Origin of the sequence: Protofrankia sp. Cj5, from assembly GCF_917627405.1 — a bacterium.
In the GTDB taxonomy this organism is placed as follows: Bacteria; Actinomycetota; Actinomycetes; order Frankiales; family Frankiaceae; genus Protofrankia.
The window spans coordinates 75,570-88,665 of sequence record NZ_CAKJTO010000004.1; the positions used below are offsets into that span (position 1 = coordinate 75,570).

General features: G+C 65.8%; 11 protein-coding genes. 1 reads left to right on the forward strand and 10 read right to left on the reverse strand.

Annotated features, from left to right (window positions below):
- Positions 1-255: 255 nt before the first annotated feature.
- The 4 genes from MJ777_RS02380 to MJ777_RS02395 all read right to left on the reverse strand — a co-directional run bounded on the left by MJ777_RS02380 (position 256) and on the right by MJ777_RS02395 (position 6,492).
- Positions 256-1,431: an acyl-CoA dehydrogenase family protein gene (locus MJ777_RS02380; protein WP_239372824.1), complete on the reverse strand. Its 1,176-nt coding sequence runs from the start codon at positions 1,429-1,431 to the stop codon at positions 256-258.
- Positions 1,432-1,587: 156 nt separating this feature from the next.
- The gene (locus tag MJ777_RS02385; protein WP_239307852.1) at positions 1,588-2,628 is read right to left on the reverse strand and encodes an LLM class F420-dependent oxidoreductase; all 1,041 of its coding nucleotides are present in this window, start codon (positions 2,626-2,628) and stop codon (positions 1,588-1,590) included.
- Between the two features lie 475 nt (positions 2,629-3,103).
- Positions 3,104-4,540 (reverse strand): ABC transporter ATP-binding protein, encoded by a 1,437-nt coding sequence (locus MJ777_RS02390; RefSeq protein WP_239348117.1) that lies wholly within the window; start codon positions 4,538-4,540, stop codon positions 3,104-3,106.
- Positions 4,537-6,492: an ABC transporter permease gene (locus tag MJ777_RS02395; protein ID WP_239307854.1), complete on the reverse strand. Its 1,956-nt coding sequence runs from the start codon at positions 6,490-6,492 to the stop codon at positions 4,537-4,539. Before MJ777_RS02395 ends, MJ777_RS02390 begins: the two co-directional genes overlap by 4 nt.
- Before the next feature lie 199 nt (positions 6,493-6,691).
- On the opposite strand from MJ777_RS02395, the gene MJ777_RS02400 reads away from it, so the two are divergent.
- Positions 6,692-7,798 (forward strand): ABC transporter substrate-binding protein, encoded by a 1,107-nt coding sequence (locus MJ777_RS02400; protein WP_239372826.1) that lies wholly within the window; start codon positions 6,692-6,694, stop codon positions 7,796-7,798.
- 72 nt (positions 7,799-7,870) lie between these two features.
- Here the strand turns inward: MJ777_RS02400 and MJ777_RS02405 are convergent, their stop codons facing one another.
- From MJ777_RS02405 to MJ777_RS02430, 6 genes are all read right to left on the reverse strand, one after another.
- The gene (locus MJ777_RS02405; protein ID WP_239372828.1) at positions 7,871-8,713 is read right to left on the reverse strand and encodes a metal ABC transporter permease; all 843 of its coding nucleotides are present in this window, start codon (positions 8,711-8,713) and stop codon (positions 7,871-7,873) included.
- Positions 8,713-9,678 carry a metal ABC transporter permease gene (locus MJ777_RS02410; protein ID WP_239307880.1) on the reverse strand — a complete coding sequence of 322 codons (966 nt, stop codon included), beginning with the start codon at positions 9,676-9,678 and terminating at the stop codon, positions 8,713-8,715. Before MJ777_RS02410 ends, MJ777_RS02405 begins: the two co-directional genes overlap by 1 nt.
- Before the next feature lie 24 nt (positions 9,679-9,702).
- Complete coding sequence (locus MJ777_RS02415) at positions 9,703-10,500, reverse strand: metal ABC transporter ATP-binding protein (protein ID WP_239372830.1); 798 nt, start codon at positions 10,498-10,500, stop codon at positions 9,703-9,705.
- 8 nt (positions 10,501-10,508) lie between these two features.
- Positions 10,509-11,453, reverse strand: a complete 945-nt coding sequence (locus MJ777_RS02420) for a metal ABC transporter solute-binding protein, Zn/Mn family (protein WP_239372840.1) — start codon at positions 11,451-11,453, stop codon at positions 10,509-10,511.
- Between the two features lie 100 nt (positions 11,454-11,553).
- A complete protein-coding gene (locus MJ777_RS02425; protein WP_239307859.1) occupies positions 11,554-12,504 on the reverse strand; it encodes an SPFH domain-containing protein in 951 nt (316 codons plus the stop codon).
- 69 nt (positions 12,505-12,573) lie between these two features.
- Positions 12,574-13,014, reverse strand: coding sequence for an NfeD family protein (locus MJ777_RS02430; RefSeq protein WP_239307860.1), 441 nt, complete (start codon positions 13,012-13,014; stop codon positions 12,574-12,576).
- Between the last annotated feature and the right edge of the window lie 82 nt (positions 13,015-13,096).

Here is a 13,096-nt window from a genome sequence, read left to right on the forward strand (position 1 = left end):
GTGAGATCCGCTCCACGACGAGGGTGGCCGCACCTCCCCTGCTTACAAGGAGATGTCGGTTACCACGGCCGTATACAGGGAGAAACCCGGCGCTGGGCTGGGCAGCTCCGTACGCGGTCGGGATGGTCCCGCGTGCCAGCAACCGTAGGTACGCGGGACCATCCGCAAGAGTGAACACCGGCATGGCACAGACACCGGTGTCCGCGAACATCACGGAAGCTTCCTCCATGCCGGTCACGGACTCCGCCGTACCGATTACAGACCGAGATCCCGGCCAATGATCTCTTTCATGATTTCATTGGTCCCACCGTAAATCATCTGGACACGAGAATCGACGAAGGCCCTGCCAACCGGATATTCACGCATATAGCCATACCCTCCGTACAGCTGCAGGCAGCGGTCGGACACCCGACACTGAAGCTCAGTGACCCAGTACTTGGCCTTGGCCGCGCGCACGGCGCTGAGTTCGCCACGCAGATGCTCAACCAGACAATCGAGGATGAACGTACGGGCGATATCGATCTCGGTCGCCAGTTCCGCCAGAACGAACCTGCTGTGTTGGAATGATCCGATCGGCTGGCCAAAGGCGGTGCGCTCCTTCGCGTACGCCAGAGTCTGCGTGAGCAGGCCCTCAATCATGCCGAGGCCGGCGATCGCTATGGACAGCCGCTCCTGTGGCAGGTTGCGGACCAACGCGTAAAATCCGCTGTTCTCCTCGCCGAGAAGGTTGGCAACCGGCACCCGGACGTCGGTAAAGGACAGCTCGCTGGTGTCCTGCGCATGCAGCCCGATCTTCTCCAGATTGCGGCCCCGTTCGAAACCCGGCATCCCACGCTCGAGAACGAGCAGGGACAGCCCGCGGTGTGGGTCGTCCGCGGTGCGCACCGCGGTGATCACAAGGTCGGCATGCTGCCCGGAGGAGATAAAGGTTTTTGCGCCGTTGACGACGTAGACATCCTCGTGACGGACCGCGCGGGTCCGGATAGCGGCCAGATCACTGCCTGTACCTGGTTCGGTCATGGCCACCGCGAGAACGGTCTCACCCGAGACCGTACCGGCAAGCCAACGCGCCTTCTGCTCATCGGTGGCGAGGCCGAGCAGATAGGGCAGGACAATGTCATTCTGCAACGTCAGGCTAAGACCCGCCGACGTGGCCAGCGCGCGACCGAACTCTTCCCCGACGATCGCGTTGAACCGGAAGTCCTCGATGCCGGGCCCGCCGTACTTGTCATCGACACCGAATCCGAGCAGGCCCCACGCACCAGCGTCGGTGAACAACGCACGATCAACGATACCTGCCCGCTCCCACGCATCATAGTTCGGCAGCACACACTGCGCGACAAAGTTCCGCACCAGCTCGCGGAAGAGTGCATGCTCGCTGTCATACACGCGTGCCGACAGTGACGACGGCGGCTGGTCCACATTCACCATCGAGCGCTACCTCCCCAGCCCAGTCCGCACATCAATGATCTCGACGCAGAACAGCCCAACGCCTTCTTCGGCCCGCCGAGGCGATTCACCGAACGCATACGCCCTGGAACGACCCTAACAGGCAACATATATCAATTAGTTTACTACATGATCGACCTAGGGCAGCAGCTTACGCAGCAGTTCGATGGAAGCGACCCGCTCCGCATGGGTGGCGGCCAACGGGGTCACATTCAGTGACGTCACCCCGGCCGCGACCAGCGAATCCAACCGATCCCGCAGGTACCCCTCAGCACCGATGAGGGATATGGCCCGCAGAAGTTCCGCCGGGACCACAGCCGCGGCTTCCTTCTTTCTGCCGTCGAGGTAGAGATCCTGGATCAGCGCGGCCTCGCGCTCGTAACCATAGCGGCAGGCAAGATCATTGTAGAAGTTCCTGCCTCGAGCACCCATGCCCCCGATATAGAGGGCAAGCGTCGGACGATAAAGATCAATAAGATGATCGACGTCATCACCGATCGCCATCGGCGCGGCGACCACAATATCAAGGTTGCCAAGAGCGGGGTCCCGCCTGGATCGGCCATCCGCCAGGGAGGCCCCCCAGACATCCGCCGCCTTCTCCGGATGGAAGAAGATCGGCTCCCATCCCTCGGCAATCTCCGCGGCCAACGCGACGTTCTTCGGCCCAAGCGCCGCGAGAATGATCGGGATCCGGTCACGCACCGGCTTGTTTATTATTTTCAACGGCTTCCCGAGGCCGGTTCCCTGGTCGGCGGGCAACGGAATCTGATAGTAGCGGCCGCTATGCACCACCCGTTCACGGCGCCACACCTGTCGGCAGATCTCCACGACCTCCCGGGTGCGGCCGAGCGGCGCGTCGTAACGGACGCCGTGAAAACCCTCGATGACCTGTGGACCGGACGCGCCGATCCCGAGCGTGAAACGACCGTCGGACACGTAGTCAAGGCCGGCTGCCGTCATCGCCGTCAACGAGGGAGTACGACTGTAGACAGGCAGGATACCTGACGCGATCTCGACGCGATCGGTGCGCGCCGCGATGAAGCCCAACTGGCTCACCGCGTCAAAGGAGTACGCCTCCGCCACAAAGACGATGTCCACTCCGGCGGCCTCGAAATCACGCAGGCCGGCAACTGTCTCCCTGAAGTCGCCGCTGTAGTCCAACGGCATACCGATCCGCACTGAGGCCTCCTCGTCGACGCCGTTCCAACCGATGGCCAGAAAAGTAGGCGGCCATAGTTCTCCGCACACACTCAAAGGCCCCGGAGGTCACTTGGTCCTGGATCAAAACGTCCAAGCACCGCGTGACCCGACCGATAGTCGGGACCTGATCGTTGTACGCCAACCGATGGTCGCGGCGCAACACAACCGCAATAAGAGCGCCCGGCAATAGGTGCGTGGATCAAGGAGTGGGGCTGGGGTGCGTGCATCGCAAGGCGGCGGAGGGAGTCACCCTGGTGCTGGGTGGCGACCGACGACAACGCAGCGAGGTGCGTGCCCCAGCCCCGCGACGCCGCGTCCCCTATTGCCGGTCGCTCTAAGCAGCTTCCGCGGCAGGCGGTCCCCATGCCACCGCCGCCGGAGCAGCGGAGCCCGACGGGCCGCGCTCCCGGTCCGGTGACCAGCTGTCAGGTGGCCGCCGGACCGAACATTGCGGTCAGTCGCTGGCCGAGCCGATACCGAAATAGCTGGCATTGATCAGACCGGGATCCGCCGCAAGGGCGGCGGCGGTACCGGTGAACACGATTCGGCCCCGGTCGAGGATGTAGGCCCGGTCCGCGGCGGCGAGGGCGAGCGACACATGCTGCTCTATCAGCAGAATGCCGGTGCCGCGTTCGTCGGCCAGGCGCCGCAGGACCGCAAGCAGACTCGACGCGAGATCGGGCGCAAGGCCGGAGGAGAACTCGTCGACGATCAGCAGCTTCGGCTGCCGTGCCACAGCGCTGGCCAGCGCGACCTGCTGCCGCTCGCCCCCGGAGAGCTCGCCGCCGGTCCGGTCGAGCAGCGGGCGCAGCGCCGGGAAACTCGCCAACGTCCGCTCGATCTGGTCACCGGGCCGTCGACCGACCGCGAGGCGCAGGATCTGGCGGACCGTCAGCCCCCGGAGAGGCGTCCCGCCCTGAGGGGCCACCGCCAGTCCACGGCGGGCAAGCCCGGCCGGGTTCGGGCGGCGGGCCGGGTGACCGAGGACGCTCACCCGGCCGTCAAACGGCGTGAGCTGCCCGGAAACCGAACGGATGAGCGTTGTCTTGCCGGCGCCGTTCGGCCCGAGCAACGCGACGATCTCACCGGCGTGGACGTCGAGTGTGACCTCGTGCATCACGGGCAGGCGGTCATACCCACTCGTAACCCCTTCAAGGGCAAGCACCTTGTGCTTGGACGGCTGCGTGGGCACGCGAACGGCCGTTGCCGGTGAGCCGCCGAGATACACCTCGCGCACCTCGGGGCGGTCCCGGACCGTGGCCGGTGGGCCATACGCCACGACCCGTCCCGCTCCCAGCACCACAACGTCGTCACATGCCTCGAAAACCAGCTTGATGTCATGATCAACAAGAAGAATCGCGTAGCCACGCTCAGCCAGGCGGCGCAACCGAGTCGTGAGCGTGGCGCGCGCCGCCGAATCCAGGCCCGCCGCCGGCTCGTCCACGAGCAGCACCTGACCGCCCGCTGCCAGCGCGCGGCCGAGCCCGACAGCGAGACGCTCGTCGTGCGACAGCGTCGCGGGGAGCTGGTCAGCGAGCATGCCAAGCCCCAGCGCCACGGCCGGCTCAGGCCCGGCTACCGCGAGATTCTCGGCAACGGACAGGTCCTCGAACAGTTCCAGGGACTGGAAGGTACGCGTGAGGCCACGCCGGAACCGCTCATGCGGCGGCATCGAGTTCAGCACCGTCCCGTCCAGCACGATCTGGCCGGCGCTGGCGGGAGTGAATCCGGTGACCGCGTCTATCAACGTGGTCTTGCCGGCTCCGTTCGGCCCGATCAGCCCGGTGACCTTCCCCGCGGACAGGGTGAACGACACATCATGGACGATTTCGACCTTGCCGTAGCTGACACACAGCCCACTGACGCTCAGGCGAACCGGGTCCCCGGTCATGCGCGTGCCTCGGCGGGTATCCGCAGGCGCACCGCAGGCTGGCGCGGATCGTACGCGAGCCCCTCGGGACGCAGCACGACGAGCACCATCAGGGCTACACCGCACAGCAGCGACTGGTACCTCGCGAGGTCAATAAGACGATCAAGAAGAGTGAACACCACGCCGCCCGGGGCCAACAGGCCGCCCAGCACCGCGCCGCGCACACTCATCACGCCACCGACCGAAGCGATCGCCAAAAAGAACAACGAGGCGAACACCCCGAACGAGTCGAACGAGAGCCGCCCCTGGCCGTAACCGATCAGGCAACCACCGAAGCCGGCGATCCCGGCGGAAATGGCGGAGGCGAGCAGCTTCGTCCGGGCGGCGTCCACACCGACGGCGGACGCCGCCCGTTCATTTGAGCGGACGGCGAGCATCCGCAGCCCTGAGGTGGACGCACGCAGCCGAGCCACCCCGAAGGCGCATAGCACGAATACCGCAAGGGTGAGCAGGCCGTACTGCACCCGTGGGTATCCGGCCCCGGCAACACCGAGATCAATACCGAAAACCTTCGGGGCCGGGACAGCCGATCCGGCAAGACCACCCGTGATCAACGGATTGGCGAAGACCATTTCCTGAAAGGCCACGCCCGCGGTGAGTGTCACCACCGCGAGGTCCACGCCGCGGATCCGTCGGGACAAGACCCCGAGCAGCAGGCCCGCGACGGTCGCCGCCCCGGTGGCAAGCAGCGGGGCGAGCGGAAACGGCACGCCGAGGCCGCCCTGCAGCCTCGCCAGCAGGAAACCGGCCACACCTGCCAGCGACATCTGCGCGAGCGAGAGCTGTCCGGCGAACCCGGTCAGCACCACGAAGGACAGGCACACGACCGCGCCCGCGAGACTGCGTTCCAGACCCAGCCGGTAGGAGCCGGTGAGCAGTACCAACGCGAGCACCCCGGCCGGCACGACCACATAAAGATCACGTAGTGGACGTCCCGCCGGCTCGGCCCGGGGCAGTCTCGCCGCCGCCGGTGCCATGATCTGGTCCCGGCCCGGTATCAACTGGCCGCGGGTGAGCGCGATGGCGATGAGAAAAAGCAGCGGGAACAACGACCGGAGCCCAGGTTGATCAAGCCACGAAACGGCATGTTGGAGGGGAAGAAGAACCGACTGGACCATCCCGAGCAACAGCGCGCCGACGATGGTGGCGCCGAACGACGACAAGCCGCCGAGCAATGCGGCGGCCAGCGCGGGTACGATGAACAATGTGTACGTGGACGGGCTCAGGACACTGATCGGCGCCACCAGTATTCCCGCGAGCGCGCCGAGGACGGATGCCGCCACCCAGCTGGTCGCCGCGACGACTTCAGGCCGGTAGCCGAACTGAGCCGTGGCCTCGTCGGACTCGGCCACCGCCCGGGTGGCGAGCCCCAGCAACGTCCATCGGGATACCGCCCACATCACTATGCCGACCGTGGCCACCAGCGCGGCAAGCAACGGGCGGTCAACAGGCACGTTTTCCCCGAACAAGGAGAAAGAGGTCCGTGGCAGGACGGAGTCGATGAACCTGTTGTCCGAGCCGAACTGCAGTACCGCCAGCGCCTGCAGGGCGATCATGAGGCCGACCGAGGCAACCAGCGTCAGCACGGGCGGCGCGTGCCGTAGCGGCCGAAATATGAGAAAATAGACAACGAGTCCGCCCAGGGCAGCCATGGCGAGCGACACTGTCAATGCCAGCGCGAAAGAGGGGCTATCAGTGAGATGAACGCGGGGAGGGAGGCCCACGACGGGGAGGACGAGGTCTCCGACGTCTCTGAGCTCGGCATACTGATAGGTGACATACATCGCGAACGCGGCGTGCGCGACATTGACCACACCTGAAGCGCGGTGTATCAACACCAGTCCGAGACCAAGTGCCGCGTAGACCGCACCGGCACCCAGGCCCAGGACCAGTGCCGCGACATACGTGGGCACAGGGCTCTCCAATCCAGCATGGCGGTCTGTTGTGGGCCAGAGCAGTGTAACTTCTGTGAATATGACGCTGTCCCGTCGTGCTGTCGTAGCCGCGGTCACGGCTGCCGTGGTCCTGTCCGTCGTCCTTGCTGGGTGTACGAGCCGGCGCGGCGGAGGCCCCGCCGGTCCTGGCCGGACCAACGGTGGGTCCGCGAGCCAGTTGAGTGGACCGCCGGTCAAGTTCGGCTTCGTCTCGATGGAGAACACCCCGCTCGGGTCGTTTCCCGAAACCCGAATCGCCGCCCAGGGGGCCGTCGCGTACGCCAACGAGGCTCTCGGCGGAGTTCACGGCCATCCTGTTGAGCTCGTCCCCTGTGTGACGAACGGCTCTCCCGAGTCGTCCCAGGACTGCGCCAACCGCCTCGTCGCTGAGAAACCCGTCGCCGTGGTCGGCGGCGTGGACCTCGGCACCGAAGCTGCCATGGGTCTCTACGAACGCGCCGGGATTCCCTATATCAGCGGCTCACCCCAGCTGAGCGGGGAGCTGAGTTCCCGCACCTCGTTCTCATTGACCGGTGGCACACTCACCGACCTGCTCGGTATCACCGAGTACCTGACGGCCACCAAACATCTGAAAAAGGTCCACGCGCTGTACGCGGACCTGCCCGGACTGCTCACCGCCGCGATTCAGGGATCCGAAAAAATCCTCCGCGCCAGGGGCGTGTCGGATATCCAGCTGGTGCGGGAGAAGGTTGATACGGCTGATTTCGCACCAGCCGTCAGCCAAGCCGTGTCCGGCGATCCGGACGCAATCGTCGTCGTTTTCCCGGCCCAGTCCTGCGCACGAATAGCCCAGGTCGCGGGAACGCTCCAGATCAAGACGCCAATGTACTTCGTGGGCTCCTGCGCCTCCCCCGCCGTGCCGCGGGCCGCCGGGCCAAGCGCCGGCAACCTCTACTTCGCCTCGGCTTATCTGCCGTTCGGCACCACCGGCGGCGACCAGGACGCCGAGGCATTCCGAGCACGGCTTCCCGAGGCCCAGCGATCGCCGTTGTCGCAGGCGTCCTTCGCGACCGTCCTGGTTGTCCGATCACTGCTCGCCGAGATGGCACAGACGACTTCCAGCGACCTGACAGCCGCCTTCAGGGCGACACGGGACCATCCGAACGTCATGGCGCACCCGTTCACCTGCGACGGAACAGCGATAAACCTCTTCCCGGCGGTCTGCAACACAGCGATACGCATCCTGCGGTGGTCCGGCAACGGCTTCGCGGACGTCAGCGACACCTGGGTGGATGGGCGTGAGCTCATGAAACTCATCACCTGACCGCCGATCAACCATTACACCGGCCCGGCGAACGCGGATGTCGGCGCCAGGCCGGCCAGCCATCAACCAAGATCAATGAGTGGTGGCGCCGGGCCAGCGGAGCCGGGCCAGCAGACCCGCGCCGGGGGCGACAAGCACGGACAGGACGAAGATCCCCGCCGCTGTGAGCACGATCGCGCCTCCCGCGGCGACGCTCCACTGCTGACTGACCGCGAGCCCGATCACGCCGCTGGCGACCCCGATGGCGATGGCGACGGCGGTCATCGCCCCGACTCCGCCGCACCACAGCCGGGCGGTGGCAGCCGGGGCCACGATCAGCGCGACCGACAGGATTGTTCCCACGGCCGGCACCGACGTGACGATCGTCATCTCAATCAGCAGCAGGAAGACGAGATCCAGCCGGCCGGCTGGATAACCGACCGCCACCATGGCGTCGCGATCGAAGGCGCCAAAAACTATCTCCTTGCCCAACAGCGCAAGGACCACGACGACGACGGCGGCGGTGACGGCCGTGGTGACCAAAGCATCCGGCTGCACGGTGAGAATGGAGCCGACGAGATAGGCGGTGAGATCCCTGGTGAATCCCGCCTGCGCGGACAGCAGCAGTACCCCGAGGGCGAAGCCACCGGAAAGCACGACGCCGGTCGCGCTCACATTGTCAGCGCGCGTCGACAATACGGCGACGGCAAGGACGACGAGGACCCCGAACAGCGCCGAACCGAGGTAGAGGTTCACGCCCGCGATCGCCGCGAGCACCACGCCCGGGAAGGTGGCGTGCGTCATCGCCATCGTGAAAAAACTCAGCCGGCGCAGCACCACGTGTACGCCGATGACGCCGCACAACGCGCCGACGAGCACGGCTTCGATCAGCGCACGGCGGGTGTAGGAGTCCGCCAACAGCTCAGAAAAAATCATCACATGCCCGTCCCCGCCGTCAGACCGGTTGGCGTGCGGGGACCATCCGGCCACTCGCCCGACGCCTGCGCATCCACCAACCGCCCCCGGGCCCGGCGTCCCCGAGTCCAGCGCCCTCGCGCGAACCGGCTGAGTGGGCCGGCCCCGAGCGCGAACAGGTAGCACATGACAAGGGCGAGCACGACGGTCGCGCCCGAAGCCAGCCGTACCCCACGATTGATCGAGGCCTCGTAGCTCGCGGCAAGCCCCAACCAGCCACCGGACATACCAACCGTGATCGCTATTCCGGACACAACCACCAACCGGTCGGACAGCAGCCGGGCCGTCGCCGCCGGAACGACGAGAAGGGCAATAACGAGAATCGTCCCGACAGCCTTGACAGCCGCGACGACAACGATGGCGATGACAAGGTTGAGGATGAGGTCCAGCAGACCGACGCGGTAGCCCATCGCCCGCGCCGCAAGCGGGTCAAACGCCCGCAGGAGCAGCTCCTTACGCAGCGCCAGGAGCACCACGGACACTCCCACGGCCACGACCGCCGTCTGCGTGAGCTGCGTGGAGTCGACAGTGAGGACACGGCCGAACAAAAAAGCCGTCAGGTCAGCGGTGTACGAACGCCGACGCGAGACGAACACGACCCCCAACGCGAAGAACGACGTCAGCAGGATGGCGAGCGCGGCATCCTGGTTCACGTGCCGGTTGGCCGCCAGCACGGTGAACAGCACCGCAGACAACAGCGCAAAGGCAAGGGCCCCTGGCACGATACCTGACTCTCCTGACAGCAGGTATCCGATAACCACTCCAGGGAAAACGGTGTGCGTGAGTGCGTCGGCCAGGAAAGCCAACCGTCGCAATACCACGAAAACACCGACAACACCGGCCATAGCTCCGAGAAGCAGTACCTCGATCAGCGCCCGCTGCATGAACGGGAGCGCGAACGGTTCGACGAGCAGCCGGTTCACCATCACTAGCATCCCGTCACAGCCGCCTCATGCGTGGGCGACGATGACACTGTCGCCAGCCAACGCAAGAGCGGCTCCACCGTAGGCGGCACGAAGCCTGTCCGGGGTCAGCGTGGCCGAAATCGGGCCGAACCCGAACTGGTGCCGGTTGAGCAGACAGACGTCGTCACAGGCAAGATGCGCCAGTGACAGATCATGGGTGCTGACGACAACCGTGGCACCGGCCTCTCGCAGTTCGCCGAGCGCGCGCAACAACGCTTCCCGCGAGACCGTGTCCACGCCGTTGAACGGCTCGTCCAGCAGCAGCAGTGTGGGCTGCTGAGCTATCGCCCGCGCAAGCAGGACACGCTGGCGCTGCCCGCCCGACAACGTGCCGAACCGGTCAGCGCCCCGGTGCGCGAGCCCTACCGCTGTCAGGGCCTGTGTGGCGATCTGCCGGTCGGCCCGGCCAGGCCTGCGCACCCATCCGATCGTGCGATACCGGCCCATCAGCACGACCTGATTGACCGAGACCGGGAACTCGGGATCGAGCGCGTCCGCCTGCGGGACGTAGGCAACGTCGCGACGGGCGCCGGCCGGCGTCCGGCCGAGCACCTGAATCGACCCGTCGACGACCGGGACAAGCCCGAGCACCGCCTTGATCAGAGTTGATTTGCCGCCGCCGTTCGGCCCTATGAGCGCAACTGTGCGCCCCGCCCGCACCGCCCCGTCCACATTCTCGACAGCCGGTACCCGGCCGTAAGCGATGCTGGCCCGATCGAAAACCACCGCGGCCGGACGGTCGCCGTCGGCCTGCGCGCCTCTCCCGGCGGCACCGAGCTCCACCTGTGCCCTCATCTCAACGCCCCGACGATCGTTCTGGTGTTGTGCTCTTCCATCCGCAGATAGGTCTCGCCGTCCGACCCCGGTGGGCCGAGCGTGTCACCGTACAGAGCATCCTCGCCCGCCACCACCTTGACGCCAGCCTCCCGACCGATTGTCTGGGCTGTGTTCGGCGGTAGCGACGACTCGGAGAAGATCGCCTTCACGCCGGTCTTCCTGATCTCACCGACAAGATCGTCAATATCACGGCCGGACAGCTCCGCGGACGTGTCGAAGCTCGGGATGATCGACCCGACAAAGGCCAGCTGGTACCGATCAACGTAGTAGCCGAACGCATCGTGGTTGGTCACGAGCTTACGATCGGCCGGGGGCAGGGAGTTGATCTGCTGCATGATATCCGCGTCAAGGGCGTCGAGCTTGCCAGCGTAGGCGGCGACATTGGCCTGGTAGGCCGCGGCACCGGCAGGGTCCTTGGCCGCGAGCGCCTTCTCGATACCGGCCACCATGATCTTGACGTTCAGTGGGTTTTGCCAGATGTGGGGGTCCCCTTCTTTCTCCTCATCACCGTTGCCCGGCCGGATCTTCACCCCCTGGCTGGTGTCGACCCGATCGCCCCTGAAGCCCGCGGACGAGATCACACCGTCGAGCCACTTCTCCAGGCCGACGCCGTTGGCTACCAGGACCTCGGCCTCGCCGATCGCCTTCACGTCCGCGGGCGAGGGCTCGTAGTCGTGCGGGTCGACGTTGGGCCTGAGGATCTGGGTCACCCGCACCCGGTCACCGCCGACGACCCGGGCGAAGTCCGCGACCTGGGTGGTGGTCGCCACCACCTTGAGCTTTCCGGACACCGTGGCGGCTTCGGAGCTGGCATCCCCACCGCCAGTAGCACAACCAGCAAACAACATGGCAACGGCGGTGAGGCCGACACCTCCGGCCGTACGACGGACCCAGGTCATACGCAAAGGGAACTCCAGCATGAAGGCGATGATTGCCTTGATGAAAACGGTTCCCGGTTCGGATGTCAAATTATGATGTGCCCGCTCTCGGGCGCGGCGGTCAGGGCGTGTCCGCCTCGCCGCTGTCCACCGCACTGGGCCGATCCGTGGCGGACCCCGTCGCACGATCAGACCGATCATGATCGTCAATGAGGCCGCTGAACGCGGCAAGCCCGCCGAAGGCCTTCGTCAGCTCACTCGGAATGATCCAAATCTTGTTCGCGTCGCCTTCCGCGAGGCGCGGCAGAGTCTGCAGGTACTGGTAGGCGAGAAGCTTGCGGTCCGGGTTGCCGTCGTGGATCGCCTGGAACACCGTGGTGATGGCCTGGGCCTCGCCCTGCGCCGCGAGGATCTTCGCTTCCCTCTCACCCTGAGCCCGCAGGATCGCGGCCTGTTTCGCGCCCTCAGCGCGCAGGATCTCGCTCTGCTTGACGCCCTCGGCAGACAGGATCGCGGCCCGGCGGTCCCGCTCGGCGCGCATCTGTTTTTCCATCGAGTCCTGGATTGACGGTGGTGGCTCAATCGCCTTGATCTCCACCCGGTTCACCCGGATACCCCACTTACCGGTTGCCTCGTCAAGGACACCGCGCAACCGGGTGTTGATTTCATCGCGGGAGGTCAGGGTCTGCTCCAGGTTCAAACTACCGATTACGTTGCGCAACGTGGTGACCGTGAGCTGCTCGATCGCGCGAATCACATCGGCAATCTCATAGATGGACGCCCGCGGGTCGGTGACCTGAAAGTAGATGACCGTATCGATACTGACGACAAGATTATCCTCAGTGATCACCGGTTGCGGCGGAAACGTCACCACCTGTTCACGCAGGTCGACGCGCTCCCTGATCCGGTCCACCACGGGGATGACGATGGCCAGACCCGGGCCCAGCGTCCGGTGGTAGCGACCGAGACGCTCGACCACGACCGCACGGGCCTGCGCTACCACCCGCACGGATCTGGCAAGGAACACCAGCAGCACCAGTACGACGACGGCAGCAGCGATCAGCCCGGCCATCAGGACCACCCCGTTGCCACGCGTAAGCCCCGCAGCGGCATCGTCATCACGTCAGCGCCTCCGGTCTTCCTACGTCCACAGCTCGGCGGGATGGACGATGGCCGTCGCGCCGTCAATACGCAACACCCGGACAATGCTTCCCGGTTGGAGCGCATGGCCCGCGACCGGCATGCGCGCCGACCACACCTCACCGCCGATCTTGACCCGACCACCGTTGCCGTCGACGGGCTCCAGCACGATCCCGGTTTTTCCGATCAACGCATCCACACCCATCGCGACCCCCGGCGGCTGGTTCAGATGGCGCCTGGCAACCGGCCGCAGCCCGAACAGAAGCGCGACAGAAGCGGCCGCGAACGCCGCGAGTTGCGCGACGGAACCGCCACCGACACCCGCCACGACAGCGGCGACGAGGGCCGCGATCGCGGTCATTCCGAGGATCAGAGCGAGTGTCAGCAGCTCACCGGCCCCGAGAACCCCGGCGATCATCAACCACCAGAGCCACGCTGACATACTGTCATCGTAGGCATCGTGCGACCTGTTGTGAACGACTTGCTGTGGACGTGGAACCCGGGGTTAAGAGCGACCGGCAATA